General features: G+C 42.7%; 13 protein-coding genes and 1 tRNA gene. 10 read left to right on the top strand and 4 right to left on the bottom strand.

The annotated features are described in order from the left end of the window. The first annotated feature begins 16 nt into the window (after positions 1–16). The 4 genes from WCM76_08790 to WCM76_08775 all read left to right on the top strand — a co-directional run bounded on the left by WCM76_08790 (position 17) and on the right by WCM76_08775 (position 7965). Positions 17–4003, top strand: a complete 3987-nt coding sequence (locus WCM76_08790; protein ID MEI6765723.1) for a right-handed parallel beta-helix repeat-containing protein — start codon at positions 17–19, stop codon at positions 4001–4003. An 86-nt stretch (positions 4004–4089) separates the two neighbouring features. Further along, entirely contained in the window at positions 4090–4620 is a 531-nt protein-coding gene (locus WCM76_08785; protein ID MEI6765722.1) for a hypothetical protein, read from the top strand. A gap of 19 nt (positions 4621–4639) precedes the next feature. Beyond that, positions 4640–7465: a PKD domain-containing protein gene (locus tag WCM76_08780; GenBank protein ID MEI6765721.1), complete on the top strand. Its 2826-nt coding sequence runs from the start codon at positions 4640–4642 to the stop codon at positions 7463–7465. Positions 7466–7611: 146 nt separating this feature from the next. Next, complete coding sequence (locus WCM76_08775) at positions 7612–7965, top strand: hypothetical protein (GenBank protein MEI6765720.1); 354 nt, start codon at positions 7612–7614, stop codon at positions 7963–7965. A 71-nt stretch (positions 7966–8036) separates the two neighbouring features. Here WCM76_08775 and WCM76_08770 read toward each other — a convergent pair whose 3' ends face one another. Further along, positions 8037–10094: a hypothetical protein gene (locus tag WCM76_08770; GenBank protein ID MEI6765719.1), complete on the bottom strand. Its 2058-nt coding sequence runs from the start codon at positions 10092–10094 to the stop codon at positions 8037–8039. Positions 10095–10250: 156 nt separating this feature from the next. On the opposite strand from WCM76_08770, the gene folB reads away from it, so the two are divergent. From folB to WCM76_08745, 5 genes are all read left to right on the top strand, one after another. Further along, positions 10251–10601 carry a dihydroneopterin aldolase gene (folB, locus tag WCM76_08765; GenBank protein MEI6765718.1) on the top strand — a complete coding sequence of 117 codons (351 nt, stop codon included), beginning with the start codon at positions 10251–10253 and terminating at the stop codon, positions 10599–10601. A gap of 76 nt (positions 10602–10677) precedes the next feature. Further along, positions 10678–10881 (top strand): cysteine-rich CWC family protein, encoded by a 204-nt coding sequence (locus tag WCM76_08760; GenBank protein MEI6765717.1) that lies wholly within the window; start codon positions 10678–10680, stop codon positions 10879–10881. A gap of 54 nt (positions 10882–10935) precedes the next feature. Further along, positions 10936–11622: a hypothetical protein gene (locus tag WCM76_08755; GenBank protein MEI6765716.1), complete on the top strand. Its 687-nt coding sequence runs from the start codon at positions 10936–10938 to the stop codon at positions 11620–11622. A 71-nt stretch (positions 11623–11693) separates the two neighbouring features. Further along, a tRNA-Cys gene (locus WCM76_08750) sits at positions 11694–11764 on the top strand. Positions 11765–11914: 150 nt separating this feature from the next. Then, a complete protein-coding gene (locus tag WCM76_08745; protein MEI6765715.1) occupies positions 11915–13054 on the top strand; it encodes a T9SS type A sorting domain-containing protein in 1140 nt (379 codons plus the stop codon). A 77-nt stretch (positions 13055–13131) separates the two neighbouring features. Here WCM76_08745 and WCM76_08740 read toward each other — a convergent pair whose 3' ends face one another. Then, positions 13132–14448 carry a T9SS type A sorting domain-containing protein gene (locus tag WCM76_08740; protein ID MEI6765714.1) on the bottom strand — a complete coding sequence of 439 codons (1317 nt, stop codon included), beginning with the start codon at positions 14446–14448 and terminating at the stop codon, positions 13132–13134. Between the two features lie 212 nt (positions 14449–14660). Between WCM76_08740 and WCM76_08735 the strand changes: the two genes are divergently transcribed. Then, entirely contained in the window at positions 14661–15833 is a 1173-nt protein-coding gene (locus WCM76_08735; protein ID MEI6765713.1) for a hypothetical protein, read from the top strand. A 246-nt stretch (positions 15834–16079) separates the two neighbouring features. Here the strand turns inward: WCM76_08735 and WCM76_08730 are convergent, their stop codons facing one another. After that, positions 16080–17507, bottom strand: coding sequence for a glycosyltransferase (locus tag WCM76_08730; GenBank protein ID MEI6765712.1), 1428 nt, complete (start codon positions 17505–17507; stop codon positions 16080–16082). Further along, positions 17507–18802 carry a HEAT repeat domain-containing protein gene (locus tag WCM76_08725; GenBank protein ID MEI6765711.1) on the bottom strand — a complete coding sequence of 432 codons (1296 nt, stop codon included), beginning with the start codon at positions 18800–18802 and terminating at the stop codon, positions 17507–17509. The genes WCM76_08730 and WCM76_08725 overlap by 1 nt, the downstream gene beginning before the upstream one ends. Positions 18803–18812 lie beyond the last annotated feature (10 nt).

The following is an 18812-nucleotide window of genomic DNA, read 5'->3' as shown; positions in this document are numbered from 1 at the left end:
ATTAAAATAAGACCTTATGAGAACTGTTTTCACTCTTAAAAAAGCCTTGAAGACTGTTTTACTGACAATGTTTGTATGCGTTTATATGAGCGCATCCGCAACAAACATTACAGTTAGCGGAATCGTAAATACAAATACAATCTGGACTGCTGATACAGTGAATGTGAGCGGCGACATTACTGTAAATGATGGCATTGTACTTACTGTGCAGGCGGGTGTAAAAGTTATTTTTCAGGGGCATTACAAGCTGAACATAAACGGTCGCATACTTGCCGTCGGGACGACTTCGGCAAGAATACGCTTCACCATAAATGATACAACAGGTCTGGCGAATATGTCGCAGAATAACGGGGGCTGGTGGGGCATCCGCTTTGACTCAACAGCCCTCACCAACGACAGCTCTAAATTCAATTATTGTGATTTTGAATATGGCAAGGCCAACGGCTCCGGCAAGAACGGGTCGGGTGGCGCACTGTTCCTGAACCATTATGGAAAAGTGTCAGCTATCAACTGCACTTTTGTAAATAACCGTTGCAGCAACGATGGCGGCGCCATATACGTAAAAGCCTGCAGCGCCTACATTCGCGGAACATTTTTTAGTAATAACAGAGCATCACGCGGAGCTGGAATTCATTGTCAAAAAGCCGGTCCAAAGGTAATAAGCAATATTTTTTACAACAATTTTGCAAGCTCTATGGGCGCCGGAATATGCTGTGCAGACACCTCTTCAGCAACGATTATAAATAATCTTTTTTACCGTAACCTTGGTTATCTGGGTGGCGGCATCGGTTTTTATAATTCAGGTTCTGCAATAACCAATAATACCATTGTTGATAATAAATCGAATTACGGCGGTGGCATTAATTGCATTTCTTCCAATCCGGATTTTGTGAATAATATTCTTTATCTGAACAAGGCCGCTGCAGGCGCACAGGTTTCGCTGCTGAATCCGGCCTCAGATCCGAATTTTAATTATTGTAATATTCAGGGCGGGCTGACAGGATTTGGCGGCGCAGGCTCAGGCACAAACTACAGTGGTACTTACACTAACAATCTGAATGCCTATCCGAAATTCATGGATACACTGGCGTTTAATTATGAATTGCGGACGGGCTCGCCGTGTATGGATGCCGGAACGCCTGATACGACAGGGCTTCACTTACCGTTATTTGATTTGCTTTTTCATTCGCGCATCAATATGAACCGAATAGACATGGGCGCTTACGAGCGTGAGCAGGTGATTACTGCCTGCGGCAATATTTCCTCAAACACTGTGTGGAATGCAGATACCGTGAAAGTAATCTGCCCTATTCTCGTTGCAAATGGTGTAACACTAACCATTAATCCGGGTGTGAAAGTTGAATTTGAAGGAGACTATTATATAAATGTGAACGGTTGTGTGAAAGCTCTCGGAACAGCAGTTGATTCAATAAAAATCTATTCAAAGAATATCGTAAACGGATGGATGGGCATTCGTTTCATCAATACCGCAACTTCCAATGATTCCTCCCTGTTTCTCTATTGCGATATCCAGAACGGAAATGCAAACGGTCCAGGTATTGGCGAAGATATGGGGGGCGCTTTGCACGTTGAGCATTTTTCAAAATTAACAATAAGTCGGTCGCGCTTTCATAACAACAGAGCATCAACCTATGGCGGCGCTATTTATTTCTCGGAATCAAATGCTGAATTATCGTCCTGCACTATTGATCACAATACCTGTGTAATGGGCGGTTCTATGTATCTTGATTCTGCAGACATACGATGCTACAATAACTACTTCTGCAATAACTGGGGCGATGGTGCCGCTATCTGGATTTCGCGGGGAACCACAAAAATATCGAACAGTATTTTCGCAAACAACCTTACACCAAATGCCGGTGGCGCTTTGGTTTGCTACATGGGAGCCGATGTGCGCATTGTTAATTGTGACCTTGTAAATAATCGTGGCGGAGGCTATGGTGGCGCCGTTTATGGAATACAGTCGAAAATAAAATTTGAAAACAGCATTATTTACGGGAATACGTCCAACACAGGGAATCAGATGTATTTTGCCGACACACTTTCAGCACCGGATGTATATTATTCAGATGTAGAAGGCGATTCAGCAGGTTTTGCACACCCGGGAAACATTGGCTACAATGGTGTTTATTCTCACAATCAGCAGATTTATCCATCTTTTAATAACCCGACTGCCGGTGCGGGCAATTCATATGAAGCATTAAATTCAGACTGGAATCTGAGCGATTGCGCACTGTATAATTCAGGAAATCCCGACACACTCGGATTGCATTTGCCGCTTATTGATTTTGCAGGAAGTCCGCGCATAACAGATGATACTGTTGATATAGGCGCCTATGAAATGATTATTCCCACGCTGATCCAGCAGCCCTTGAGTATTACGGTGTGCGAAGGTGCAGATACAAGCTTTATTGTTGTCATGAGCAGCACGCTTCCGGTTTCATATATGTGGCAGATCAGTACCGACGGCGGTATGAGTTGGAATACAGCTCCCGGAAGTGCTTTCGCGGCACAGTATAGTATTTCCGGCGTGACGGCCTCGATGGACGGTTACCTATATCGATGCATGGTAGATGCGGCCTGCATAAATCTATTCTATACAACTGTTGCAACATTGAATGTAGGCAGTGCGCCTGCTTTGGTTTCGAATCCAACCGATGCCGTGATTTGTCAGAATGCAGCAGGGAGCTTTACTGTTATTGCTTCGGGAAGCGGACTTGGATATATGTGGCAGCAACAAGCACCGGGAGGAGGAACCTGGAGCAATTGCACCGGCCCATCTTCCACAACGGCTACGTTTGCCCTGAGCAATGTGCAAATGAACCTGAATGGCTGGCGATACCGCTGCGTTGTTTCAGGAACATGCACTCCAAAAGATACAACCGTTGCCGCTTTACTCACGATAAAGCCTGCGCCGGTATTCAACACTCAACCTGTTAATCAGTCCGTTTGTGTGAACGCCAATGCGGTCTTTTCTTTTTCTGCAGCGGGCGCAAATCTTAACTATCTCTGGGAACTTTCTACCAACGGCACATCGTGGGCTACAGCTCCGGGGACAGCAACTAATGCCACCTATAATATAACAGGTGCAACAATGGGCATGAACGGTTATCAGTATCATTGTATTTTAACCGGTGATTGCCAACCCTCCGATACATCAAATACAGTAACGCTTGCAGTAAACAGCTCGCCTCTTATCACATCACAGCCCAATGACGGGGCGGTTTGCGTTGGAGCTGATACGAGTTTCACCGTGATTGCTACAGGTGGAAACCTATTGTATCAGTGGCAGAAAAAGCCATCAGGCGGTTCATGGGCAAATGCAACCGGCCCCACGGCCATCACAGCCTCCTATGTTTTAACAAACGTGTCACAAGCGCTTGACGGGAGCATGTACCGCTGCATGATAAGCGGGCCCTGCCCTCCCGATACCATTACCGACAGTGCTATACTTACAGTGTATGCTGCACCAGTCCCTAATCTCGGGCCAAACACCAATATGTTCTGGTCGGATACTATTGTGCTCTCCAGCAGCGGTTCATTTGCACAATATAACTGGTCAACCGGAGCAACAACAGATACAATTCAGATTATCGGTAGCATTGCCGGTAACGGACAGCATATGTACATCCTCACGGTGACTGACAATCATGGCTGTAAGGCCAACGACAGTATTGTTGTGACCGTAATTGATGATTCAGGAATAGAATCAGGAACTTCAGGCAATCAAATTAACGTATTCCCAAATCCAAGCGATGGATGTATCAATATTACTTCAACTAATATTGGTAGTGAAACTGTTGAAATTGAAATAAGTGATTGTCTGGGAAAAATATTCTACCGTTCGACAATTCAAGCGAACTTATTAAATAATGGTTTACGCCTTGACATGAATGGTTTTGCACAGGGAATTTACTTTTTAAAGATTGATACAGGACAAGGCATGCACGTAAGAAAAATAATGCTGGGAGCCAAAAAATAAATCATTTGTTCATGCAGGGTTCATATTTTATTATATTTGTGTATCATAGCAGGTAAGTTTATATGCGTAAATCGTTACTCTCGTTTTTGTTAAAGTCGTTAACAACCACCGCAATCATTTTATGGGTGGGCTTTGCGCATGCCCAGCAATTATCAGCTAAGCAAAAAGATTCATTACTGAATAATGTTGTTACCGTTCCCGGCACCGATATATCTATCATTCCACCGGCATATTTTAAGCCCTATGTAAACGATGGTAAATTTGGATTTATTCACGAAGGTGCAGCGTCATCAATTACCATTCAGGAAATGAAGGGAACTCCCTTCGCATTGGTAACACAAGGTTTGACTAAAGAATATTTTGAAAGTCAGGGTATAACTTTCATCACCAAGGAAGATATTAAAACAAAAAACAATAAAGACGGGACGCTTTTCCTTGTCAGTTTTAAAGTAAAAACCAAAGACGGTAAGCAGGACGTGGAATATGAGCGTATTATGTATTTCACGGGCACTTACAACCGAACCATCTGGGTAAATGCCAATTACCCTAAAGTGGCACGCGACGTACTTTTCAACGTTTTAAAAACAAGTGTACTGACCATTCAATACGGAGAATAAATTTACACATTATCATTTCATGAAGAAAAGGCTGCTCATAATATTTACCCTGTTGATTCTTGCTTTTGCAGGGATGGAGCGCACTTCGGCCCAAACACATATCATTACTCATAATGTTGACTGGGTAACCCACGACCAGAATATGTGGGGACCAAACGGCTCGCCTTTTACGATAAATATGGATGTTGACCTGTTCGACATCTATTTCGACACACTGGTTTCCGTCAATTTTATTCAAAACATTTTCGGCGGGCAATTTGGTGCTGCCCTCGATATTGACACATGGCTCGATCTGGGATCCACCTTCAGCCTGCATGGCTTTACAACAGGCTCTATTGATGCCACTTATCCCGTAAAAATCGACTTGACGTTTCCGAATAATTTCACATTCAATCCCGGTCAGAATATCACCATTAATACTGATTATACCGTGCGGCCGGGATGGGATCTCAGCACTCATTTTCCATCGGCGGGCGTAGCACAGCTTGATTTATTCTTCGGGTTCGGACTGGATATTGATGCGACTGTTTGTCTTTGGAATTGCTGGACATTCACACCAATCAGCATAAACGTCCCCACTGATTCCATCAACATCTTTTATCTTAATTCTCAAACGGGTGCTTTCAGCTATCCCTGTTGGACAGGAACCGGTTTCGGAATCTGCCACGACACCATTTTACCCATTTATTTCAGCATCCCGGGTATCGGACTTACCGGGTGGATTGATATTCCTTATGTAGTCACAACCGACCATCTGGGTGCCGACAAATGCCTGTATGCAAATGGTGAAGACCCCTGGCTGAACATTGATATTGACGTAATCCAGTTTCTTTCGGCCATTGCAAGTTTAATACCTCCGCCTGCAGGGCCGGCTATTCAGCAATTTCTGAGTCTGCTAAGCGGAACAATTGATATAGGTGCCGGAATCACCATTGACTATACGCTGCTTGCTGTTAACATTGGCATGACGAGCTATATGCAGCAGGATTTTACGCTGTGCCCGACTGTCTGGACTACCTTTACGTTTCCCACAAATGTGAATTATACCGTCACCTGCCCCGACACAAACAATATACAGGTGGCGGCAGGAAATTCTTCGGTAATAACCGTACGAACGGGCAATGACCTGCATTTTGATTATCCTTGCTTTGGATATCCGACCTGGGATATGGGCTTCAGACATCATCTTACCAATGATTTTACAAATCACACCTGGGACAGTCTTGCTTTTTATTTCACAGTTACGGCTCTTGAATTCTGGATTAATATTCCTTCATTCCCGGTGATGCCGGATTTATGTATTCCCGAGAACTGTATTACGGTTCCGGTGAATTGCCCTGAGAAAAGCGGAAACCCTGACACCTGCTGGCAAACTATATGCACACCTGAGATTTGCACCCCTTCGGTTGTTCTGCAGCCCGCCGACTGGGTGATTCATATCGGCCCGCTGTTTCAGCAAACATGGCCGCTGGGCTACATCCCGATAACGTGGTATAATAATACCTGGCAACTTGCCGGCTGGACGCCGGACATGTCGGGCATTTACGATACCGTAATGCCCAATCACACCATCATTCCCAATCCGTCGATGACCATGAGTACATCGATGGTGAATCAGATAATTTGCTTTGGCGACAGCACCGGAGCCTTTACCGCCACCGTTGCCAACGGAACACCGCCTTATACGTATGCATGGTCAACCGGCGATACTGTAACTACTCCGGCCACAAGCAATACACTTTCGGGGCTCGGCGCAGGAACCTATTATGTGACCGTGTCGGATGTAAACGGATGTTCGCTGATGGATACCATGAGCATTGCCAATGTTGATCCGCAAATGTTTATCACGCTTGAACCGACACAGGTTACCTGTTTTGGTGGCAGCGACGGGCAAGTCATTGCCCATGTAAGCGGTGGCACTCCGGGCTATGTTTATGCATGGGCGCCTGTTGGAGGCACAGATTCTATTGCACATAATTTGCCCGCAGGTACTTATTCAGTAATCGCAACCGATTTGTTGGGATGCCCTATCACAGACAGCACAACACTTATTGAATTGTGGCCGCTTCCGGAAATTAATATTACTGCCGATATTACTGAAGGATGTCAGCCACTGCAGGTTCAGTTCTATGAAACAACGCCCGCTACGGGGCAAACCTATCTGTGGGATTTCCATGATGCCGATGCCTCGTCAACAGATAAAAATCCGATGTACGTTTTTGAGAACTGGGGTAGTTATCCCATTACCATTTATGTCACATCCATTCATGGCTGCCTTGATTCCCTTACGCAGGACAGCATGATTAATGTGTATCCAAAGCCTGTTGCGCTTTTCTATCCGCAGCCGGGAACAACCGATATAGTTGACCCCTATATTTATTTCAACAATCAATCAACATTTACTGATTTCAGCCATTGGGTATTTGGTGATGGTGAAACATCAGACTCACTAAATCCGAACCACGAATATCTTGATACCGGAACATACCATGTGGTGCTTTATGTAATTTCCGAACACGGCTGCCGCGACACAACCAACGAAGACGTAATCGTAAATGAAGTAATTACATTTTACGCACCAAATGCGTTTACGCCTGATGATAATGGTATGAACGATGTGTTCCTTGTAAAAGGCAGCGGAATCAATCCCACCTCATTCCATATGATGATTTTCGATCGCTGGGGCGAACTGGTTTTTGAAAGCAACGATATAAACAATGGCTGGGATGGTCGTGTGAAAGGCAAAATAGCGGAAGAAACCACTGTTTACACCTGGACGGTTTCCTACAAGGACATCACGCGACGCAAGTACAGATACATCGGTACAGTAACGCTTATACGCTAAATAATTCACAATCCACTGTCAAAAACTTATTATATAAGCCGGTCGAAAAATGTTAAAATTGTCATTAACATTGTACCACCACAATAATTTGGGCTTGCATTTTCGTTATTTTATGTATTATTGCACGGATTTTTAAAAAACCAGTGATGAAAAAAGAACAGAAGAAAAGAGTTATCATGCATTTTAACAATCTTCCGGCAGATATTCAGGAAGAGGTAAGGAAAAAATATCCTGACGGTTTTACGGATTATAAAATCAAAATTACAAAACCGAACAATGATTTTTTCTTTGCGGTGCCTTATGATACTGAGGACATTTCCTACTTAGTGAAGATTGATGTGAAAATCGATACGGTGAACGATGAAAAGATTGATGAACAACTTTTTCACAATGACGAGGTGATGAAGGCTGATCCAAAAATAAAAGAGGAAGAAGAGGAAGAGGAAGAGCCGGATGATAAACCCGAAGAACCGGATGATGACGATGATGACGACGAATAGCGCATCATGAAAAATAAAAAAAGCCTTCGCAGAAACGTGCGAAGGCTTTTTTTATTTGCGATATCGAACGTTTATTTCGGCAATTTTGAAAGTGCTTCATCGGTTGCTTCGAGCATAGGCTTAGCAGAAAGCTCGCTGCCAACGGCATGTTTCATCCATAACTGAGGAATAATTCTGCCATACGTAAAGATACGAGGAACTTCCTCGCCCATTACTTTTCCTTTCATCTGTTTCTCAAGCTGGAACTGAATCAAATGACCGATGGGATAGGCTGAAAGGTAGAGCGGAGAATCTATCATGTGAGAATAAATGGCAAGTATCGGCTGATCTTTCTGACCGAACACCGGTGCATAGTATTTGTTCCACACATCTTTTGCAATATTAATAACCGCTTCGCGCAGTTCTTTGGGCTTAGCATCCGGATGTTTGTACATCCATTTCCACACACCGATATCAACCAGCGAAACACCCATGATTTCATAGCATGCCCAAAATTCATCGAGGGTAGTATAATATTCTTTGTTTGGATCCACATTTTTAATTCCCAGTAATTCGAGGTCACGTTTCTGGAAAATAAACGCAAGAGCTTCTGTAAATGCCGTATTGGGAACACCCGACAGCATGTAATGGTCTACATCATACAGTGAAAGTGTTTGCTCTACGGTGTGACCAAATTCGTGGCAGGCGATGTTATAACCTTTATAATTCATGCCGCCCTGTGGAACGCGTGTACGAAGATGTGCGTAATCGCCTTTCATCTGAGCGCCCCATGCATGACCGGCACCGCGCGAAGGGTCAACAATAATCTTGGCACTGATATATTCTGCCTTGTCTTTTTTCCAGCCCAGTGCTGTAAGAATATTCGGTAAATCTTTCTGAAATGCAGCAATGTCAATATATTTAGCTTTTACTTTTTTGTCAAGCTCTTCCTGTGGAATGATGCTGCGTGCTTTAAAGCCATCATACCAGATATCGAAAGGCTCCAGTTTGCGATTTAATCTTTTGCTGATAAGGTCACCCACTTTTTTGACTTCAGGAGATGCACAGAAATCTTCGAATATCTTCTCCACCTGCTCCATCGGAATTTCCATTTCCTGTTCAAACTTGCGCTGCTGATAGGTCGGATATTGCGGGCTGTAAGCATCAAGACTTTTCATCGCAATAAAATTCTCGAGCAAAAATTTGTAGCGTGTGTCGGGCTCTGCCTTTGCGGGAATATCTTTATTCGCCATTGTGAACACTTTGTTTGCATATGGATTCCACTTTACATTGGAGTCGTTGATAACAGTATCCGGAATTTCCTGAAGTATGATTCGCTTCATCACTTCATAAATCATTTTTTGCTTTGGAAGTCCATCGGCAGTGTAGTTTGATTTCAACTCATCACGCAGCCCCCAATGACTGATTAACTTAAGATCTTTGGGCCAGAAGGTAATTCCGTTATCGTCCACCAGATTGCCCATGTAAATGTTATATCCCGAAATGTAAGTATCGGAAGCTGTGAGAGCATCGGCAACTTTTTGCTGCACTTCTGCGGGAACACGACCAATGAACATATCGCCCAGACGCGCGTAAACCCATTGTTCGCGGCTCCATTTTTCGCCCAGTTCTGATTTTTCTTTTAATGTGTAGAACGGGAAATTAAGAATGGTTACGTAAGCAATTTTATTCGTGAAAAAATCATCGTTGAAATGTGCCGAAGGTTCGAAGGCTCCAAACATCTCGTCAATCGGCGAAATCTCACCTTTGTCGATGTGAAGTCCGCGTTTTAAGTCGAGACTTATTTTATTATAATTACCAAAAAGCACTTCAAAGTTTGTGGAAAGTTTCTCCATCAGCGCCGATTTTTCAGCAGCAGTACCGGCATAATTATCGATGCAGAATTGTTCAAAAACCTCTTTTTTCCCTTCTTTGTCTGTCCACAGCGAGGCGGCCTGTGTCACACCTTTCGAAATCATTTCTTTATTCGCCTCACCGTATTTGGCAACAAGGCTTTTAATCGTTTTATCGATTGTTTCCTTTTTTATTGAGCTCATGGATTTTGTTTTATCCTTAGGATTAACGGGGCTTTTGCATTGGGTGCCGGCTATCAGCAAAAAACCGCACAACAGCATACAGATTTTTCTCATACAGAATTGTTTTTAGGTCTGACCAAAGTTAGAAAAAAACAAACAGCTCCCGCAAAGCATTCGGAAGAAATATTATCAGAGTAAAGCAAATAGAGTAATACCGCAACGCTATCATGTCTTTTCGTATCTTTGTCGGTACCAAAACAAAAACACAATATGGGACTGATTGCCATTGAAGGAATGGAGTTTTTTGCGTACCACGGATGTTTTGAAGAAGAACAGATAATTGGTGGTCGTTTTATAACCGATATTTCCTTTGAAGCCGGAACACGTGGTGCCGAAGAACAGGATACCCTTACGGGTACGGTCAATTACCAAAAAGTGTATGAGATTATCGCACGGGAAATGACCGTAAAATCAAAACTTATTGAGCACCTCGCTGCACGCATTATTACAGCGGTATATGCTGCTTTCCCGGGCATCTGGAATGTAACGGTGAAGGTAAGTAAGATGAATCCGCCCATTGGCGGCAAAGTGGACAAGGTAAGCATCACACTTAACAAATAGTCCTAAAATGAAAAATGGTTCGTAGCCTAATTGCTGAATTATTTAATCCATTTTCAAATTATCACATTGTCACATTATGGAAAAGCATACGCACTCAAATGAAGCAAAAACAAAGTCCTGTGCCAAATGCGGTACAGCCTTCGAATGCCTTCACAATGCCGACTGCTGGTGTATGGATATTACTCTTACGCAAGAAAATCTCAACTTCCTGAAAGCGAATTTCACCGATTGTCTCTGCCCGTCATGCCTTAACGCTTTTGCCGAAAAACATGATAAATAGCGGTTCACAAGTAACTAAAATTGTTGTATTTTTGAAACATTAAACCAATCTTATATGAAAAAAATCAGTCTTATTCTCGGAGTACTTTTTGTACTTTTTGCAGCCAAAAACATGAATGCGCAAAACTGTGTATCATGGTACCCAACGGAAACATCTTCACGCTGGGAAACGACCAGTTACGACAGTAAAGACAATGTCACCGGCATCACAGTATCAAAAGTGATGAGCAAAGAAATTACCCCTAAAGGTATGGTCATGATTATTGAGGGCGAATCGTATGATGCAAAACATACCTCGCAAGGAAAAAATTCATTTACTGTTGGTTGTGCCGACGGCAAATTCTTCGTAAGCCTTGATAATCTGGTAAACAAATCAATGTACAAGGACATGGACGTGAATGTAACTTCCGACAACCTTGAACTGCCGTATGCTCCTACTACGGGAATGACATTGCCCGATGGTCAGATTACTATGAGTGTTAGCAATAAGGGAGTACCCATAATTAACATGACCATTTCGATTACCAACCGTAAGGTCGAGTCTGTTGAAAACATTACTACTTCTGCAGGAACATTTGAGTGTTATAAAATAACCTATGATGTTACTACCAAATCATTCATCAATGTGACCACAAAATCTATTGAGTGGTATTGTAAAGAAACAGGCGTAGTTCGCAGCGAAACTCACGATTCAAACGGTAAATTAATGGGCTATTCATTACTTACCAAGTTTACTAAATAAGTAAGGCTTCTTTGCAGAAAACTCTTTCACGGAACAAAAAATTTGCTATTTTTGCATTCCGTTAAAGATTTGGTCTCGTGGCCGAGTGGCTAGGCGCCGGTCTGCAAAACCGTTGACAGCGGTTCGAATCCGCTCGAGACCTCAACTTTTTCAAAACCTCCTCAGGTATTTCCCGGGGAGGTTTTTTTTGTTCAAATGTTAAATTTTCAAGTCGTTTAATGACTTAACCATTTCTTTTTTATCTTAGCATCATACAACAAATCATTTTATTAACTCATTAAAAAAAATCAAAATGAAAAAACTTTTTTTACTCATTGCGTTTATCGGAATTGTTACCGCACAGGCTCAAACACCGGCAACATTAACCTTTTCAAACATGAACTTCGGACCGGGAACGATAACCGCCAAAATTATTGACACCACCGGTTTTGTTTCCCCAACCGCAGGTATAAACCAAGTGTGGAATTATGCCTCTCTTACACCCACCGCAACCTCTTCATACACTTCTATTAGCCCGGCATCTGCCTATTTCCCGACAGCTACTTATGCCGATACAAACCTCTCCGCTCCTTTTGTTCCAGGCTGGTACTATCATTATAACCTTTATTATAAAAATGATGCAACAGCCGACGCAATTCTCGGCATTGAGTTACCTCTTCAAAATTACTCCATCACGGCTATATCGGGCGGCGCTAATGATAGCTGCTATATCCTGCCGCAGCATGTCGATTACAATCCGGCCATGAACATGATTGTATATCCTGCCACCATGAATTCTGCCTGGCAATCCACCTACACCGATGTTATCAATTTCCAGCTTACCATTGTTGCGTATATGATGAATCACACGCCCTGCCAGAAAATCACACATTATATCCGGCAGGATACTATTATAGGATGGGGAACAGCAACTATTCCGGCAGCAGGCGGACCCAGTGTTCCTTACAGCTGCCTGCTCGAAAAAAGAGTGACGGTGGCCGCCGATAGTTTTTATATGAACGGAGCCCCCGCTCCTGCACCCTTGCTCAGCGCATTTGGTCTTTCGCAGGGACAACAAACTATAAGCAACCGCTATATGCTATGGCGCGAAAACAGCAATTATCCTCTTATGATTGTCAATTATGGCGCAAATAATTTCACAAAACCCACAAGCGTTGTTATTGACGCCAACGTTGGCACTGCAGGAATTCCCAATATTTCGGACAATGAAACCGTGAATGTTTTTCCGAATCCGGCCTCAGACAAGGTTTCTATCACCGGAGTTCAGAATGCCGATGTAAGCATCAGCGATATTTCAGGACGAATCGTTTATCGCAATAACAATTTTAATTCCGCTGAACCAATTGATATCAGCATCTTTGAAAAAGGCAATTACATTATACGCATTATAAGCAAAAACAATACTGTAATAAAGAAACTCGTGGTATTGTAATAAGTTTTTCTTTAAAAAAAAGGCGACCGAAAACGGGTCGCCTTTTTTTATTCATTAAACAATGTCCGTGTCACACCTTATTTTTTTACAAATTTGAAATGCATTTCTCCGCCTGCAGATTTGAAATTCAAGATGTAGAAACCTTGTTTATAATCGGCAATATCAAGCTGAGTGCGACTTCCCGAATACGAAGTACTGAACACCTGTTTGCCTGTCAGATCATAAATGGAAATTATGGCATTATCCACGGTGTTAAACGGCTTCGTTGTTTCCAAAAATAAAAGGTCCTCGGCGGGATTCGGATAAATGACAACAGTTTCGCCATCGGCAGATGCTTCCTGCAAACCCGACGTATTTACTAATACAGTTGCAGAAGCCGATAAAGATGTGTCGCAATCGCTCTCTGCGCGCAGCCAGTATGTAGTGGGCACCAATGGGTCTACATTTAAAAAATTACCCGTATCAATCAATGCTGTAAATCCTGCATCGGCATACCATGCCCAAACAGCGCCGGTTCCAAGTGTTCCGCCAACAGGTGTGAGTGTTTTTACAGTTCCGGCAGGTGTATTATTATTCGTGATGTTGATGCCGGTAGGGTCAACCGAAGGTGTTTGTACCTCAACATAAACGTTGGATGAATACTGCGACCATACACTATTTGTATTTCCCTGTGCACGCAGATAGTAAACCCCGCTCACGCTTACCGGAAATGCCGTAGTAGAAGGATTGGCGGTACTTGTGCCATTCGGATTCGTTCCCTGCCAGTACCAGGTTACATCATTCTGGGTTGATGCAATTGCCGGAAGCATGGTATTCACACAGGCCGGATTCTGCAGAGCTGTCGGCGGCGGCGGTGTCTGAACCGCAACATAATCCCAGTTTATCCGGTATGTAACATACCATTGGGGGTCGGTATTCTGACCTACAACAATATCATTATCAACACCTGCAGTGAGCGTCGAAAGCAATACATCCTGCCCGTTCAGAGTATAGGTACAATCATCATCCATCCACCAGTCATTAACATTAGAAAATGTAGCATCATCCTCACTGGCACGAAACGACATTCTCAGGGTATTAACACTGACATCTGTTTTGCTGACCAGCAAAATATTCCATGTGCAGGTATAACCGTTTGTGGTATTTGCGTCTCCATCACACATAAGGCACTTACTCATATTGCCGGTGCCATCGCCTGCTTTATACCAAAGCGCGAAATCCAGATTATCGCTTATCTGAACGCTGAAGCGACCCTCTTCATTGGTCGTGGCATCACAATTATTTTTCATTTTTGTTGCCACACAACGTGCCGAATAATTAATATTTTGTGCGCGTAACAAGCTGCCTGCACAAAGTAAACCGATGATAAATAAAAAGGAAATCTGTTTTTTCATAACGGAAAATAATTTAGTTCTTACAACAAATATAGTGGAATTTTCCGGAATTAACCGCTCTGAAAATAACGGACAGCATGCGTTGTTTGGTTCACACTGTAGGCAACACACTAAAAAACGTCTGCTGAAAAACGCAGCCGATGTTAACATTTTTTTCGTTCGTCGATGAAATATTTTATTTAATTTTACTTGGTCATCAAAATTCTATTATTATGAAGTTCAGAAAATTCATTGTTAACCTTATCGTTTTCTTCTTCCTGTTTCTGCCGCTTATAATGTGGGGTTGGTGGCTTCTTACACCTAAAAAACACCTGAAAGTGCTTATTGTCGATAAAACAGTACTCACACCCGAAGGTAAGGAACACAGGTCTTTCGACTGGATATTGAAATACAAACGTTATGTCAAGGAAAACGGAGATTTTTATACACCGGAAAAAGATTATATGGGATTTTTTCCAAAGGATAATAAGCAATATGACATTCATGACCTTAAAGATTTCACCGAAAAACAAATAGACAGCATCAGTAATTATTACGATATGGTTTATTATACGGACACCTATGGCATCTACTATAATGAATGGTATCTGGACACGCTTGAAAAAGAGCTTTCGCGAAAAGTATATGGAGGACTTGACGAAAATGATTACCTGCTGCTGAAGCGCATGAAAGAGCGGAATAAACTGGTGATTGGCGAATTTAATCTCTTCGCCAGCCCATCATGTGGCGACCTGGGTAAAAAGGTAGAAAAACTTTATAACCTGCAATGGTCGGGATGGTCGGGACGGTACTTCGCAACACTCGACACACTAAAAAACCCGGAGTTGCCCATGTGGATTGTTCATTATTATAAAAACCAGCATAACAATCAGTGGCCGTTCAAAAAAGCCGGATTGGTTTTTGTAAATGTTGATGCGCACATTGAAGTGCTTGAAAAAGAGAGAGACCTCACCTTTGAAGGACCTATTGTAAATACCTTTGTTTTTGCACAGGAAAAGTATAATCTGCCCGATAAAATATTCTACCCTTTCTGGTTTGATATCACCTACTCAACCGATACCACCAATGAAATTCTTGCCTATTACCAGCTGTTTCCCAACAGCCGTGGCGATTCCATTTTGAAAGCCTACGATATCCCAACTATTTTCCCGGTGGCTTATGAGCATGTGGGCGGGTATCCGTTCTACTATTTTTGCGGAGATTTTTGCGACCATTTTGCCAAGTTCAACTTTGTGCAATTAAAAGGCATCTGGTACGCACAAATTATGCTTCTCGAAAATAAGCTGGGCGCCGACGGTAAATATTTTTTCACTAAATATTATACTCCGATGGTAAGCCGCATCCTGCAGGATTACTACAAAGACAGGGTACAATATCGAGATTAGCTGGCAGTGAACAGTTAGCAGTTAACGATTGACCATCCCTGAAGAGAGCTGACCGATTTTATCAGATAATGCTTTACTGAAATTATCCGGTCAGGGATATAATATTTGTAGAAACAGAGACAACACACAAATCGGCGGCTCACGGATAATGAGTGTAAAATGTGATGATAATGCATGAGCCGCAATTGATGAAGGTGGTGAAACGAAAAATAACTGATAACAGCTAACTGTTCACTGACACCTGACTTATCCTGGTGCGTGGAATCCGCGTCGCTCCATGTTTCCCCAGCCGCCCTTTCCAATCAGGAAGTGATAGTTTCCACGAAGCGAAAAATATACCGTTAGCGGATGATAATACAGGGGCTCCAAAGCCGCTGCAAATATCATCTTCATCATGTCCGATTTCTTGTTATAACGGTGGTACGAAAATTCCTCGAAAAGAATAGACCAAACCGAAAATGATACCGCGAAGAAGTACACAAAACCCAGCAGCAATATAAAGAAGAACCAGTTAGGTGAGCTCAGCAGCGCAATCATAAGGAAGTAGAAAATACCGACAGTTTCAATGATGGGTGTCATCCATTCAAAAAACAGCCAGTACGGATAACTCAACGTGCCCATCAAGCCGTATTTAGGATTAAAAAACAGCTTGCGGTGCATCAGTAATGTGCCTATGTTTCCACGTGTCCAACGGTTTCGCTGCCGGCCAAGCACTTTTATTTTCTCCGGAACTTCTGTCCAGCACAGTGGATCAGGAATATAAACAATACGAAATTTCTGATTCAGATCGCGCATATAACGCCGCATTCTGATAACCAGCTCCATGTCCTCACCAACGGTACGTGTGCTGTAGCCACCGCATTTTACAGCAATTTCGCGATCAAACATACCGAAAGCACCTGAAATAATCAGCAAGCCATTCAGCCGGCTCCAGGCCATACGTCCCATTAAAAAAGAACGGGTATATTCCAAAACCTGCGTCCTTGCAATAAGATTTCGGGGAACATTCACCTCTAAAATTCTTCCGTTCTCAATCTTGCAGGAATTTGCCACACGGATAACGCCACCTGTAGCGATAACTTTTTCCGCACCATGTTCCTCCAGAAAAGGTTTTACCATTTTCAGCAGGGCGTCATCTTCTATTACACAGTCAACATCTATAGCAACAAAATACTTTTTTGTAGTGATATTCAGCGCAGCATTAATACTATCCGATTTCCCGCCATTTGCTTTATCAATAAAGATAAGTTTGGCATACGCTTTATTCTTCGATTTATAAATGCCCCGAACAGGAGCCGTAGGAATCGCTTCATTATACAGATAGTTGACTTTTTCAAGGTCAAACTCATTGATTACTTTTTCAAGTGTATCGTCTTTGCTACCGTCATTCACAATAATAACGTCAAAGTTATTGTAGTGAATAGACATAAGTGAGTGGATATTATCCACAATAGTCATCCCTTCATTAAAGGCAGGCGCTATTAGTGCCACCGAAGGAGCCAGCGGAGATTGCAGCAACACGCTGTAGTCAACGAAGCTGTTCTTTCGCATATAAGTCACCATAGTCCTTGCCGAGAGGATGGCAAGCAGAATATTGAACACGAATACAAAGACCGTGTACCAGAATATTCCGCTTTCAAAAAAGTATTTGAATAATTCTAAAAATCTATACATCAGCCGTAAATGTCTTTAACGTGAGTAATGATATTGATCAAGTCATATTGATTTGATTTTGACAGATGCTCAATTTTAAGCCATCCTGCCTGGCCCAGACCCAAAAGACCGCGTGCCGCCTGAATGCGCTGGTTTTGATCCCCGTTTTGTATCACCTTTTCGAAGAAATCCATATTCGCCGGGTCAGGCGTGAGACTCAGTATTTCTATAATGGCAAGTTGGTTATTGTACGTTTCGCCTTCATACATATTCTTAAGTGTCACAATTGCTTCTGGCACATCCAGTAAACGCACCACTTTCAGCGCTTCTTCGCGTACATGTTCATCAGGACTTTTCAGATGGGTAAGAATAGAAGGCACCGAAGATCTTTGTTTGAACAAACCGGTCATCTGCATCGCAAAAATAAGCACTTCCGGATTGCTGCTGCCGAGCCATTTTTCAAACGAAGGAATCTCAATACGGTTATTGACCAACGTTGCCAGTGCGTTTATCTTTCCCCATTCGGTAAGCTCCACATGCGGGTCGCTCAGATAGGAAAACGGATCAGAAGGATTGAGCCTTAACCAGGCAAGTCGCGCTTCTGTTCGCAAAAATAAAATCTCGCTGTTCAGGTATTTTGCAATTACCTCATTGGCATCAGTTACATTCATTTGCGCCAACTCACGAAAACCCGTGGCAATGATGTGCCATTTATTGGTATAGAGCTTCTGTATAGAGTAGGTTGTAAGCCCAAGGTCCAAATAAAGTTTATTCAGCTTTTCAGCCGATTCGCCGCTCAGGTTTTTATGTAAATCCAATAATTCGTTGATGAAAACTTCACATTTGAACGGGTCGGAAAGCTCGCCTTTAAGACGGGTATAATCAATGGTATCAATATCTTCAAATAGAAGTCCGGTTATCATTTCCTGATAACGAACAATAAGTTCATTACGGGCATTTGTAATGCGAATATCGCGAACACGATGGAGTATGATAATTACCAATAAACTTATCAGCGTAAGAATGAATAACAAGGTAAGATATACCAGTACTTTTATTAAAACAAACGGCGAATTGTAGGCATCGAGAAAGCTCTGCCACGCCGATTTATTGCCTTTTTCAATAACGGTAACATCCACAGAATACACAGGAACGCCTGTATTAATTTCCGGAATATAAATCTTGTTGCTGACCTTCTTCTTGATAACGCTGTCCAGCTTCTCGTTTCCGGGTGTATACGGTCCGGGCGAATTCTGGCAATAGGCAGCGCCTGCAAAAGAAAACATCAGCAATAGTATCAATAGTATCCTGTTCATGTGTCTTCTT

This window comes from Bacteroidota bacterium, from assembly GCA_037133915.1.
GTDB lineage: Bacteria > Bacteroidota > Bacteroidia > Bacteroidales > CAIWKO01 > JBAXND01.
This window is presented reverse-complemented; position numbering and strand designations above follow the sequence as displayed.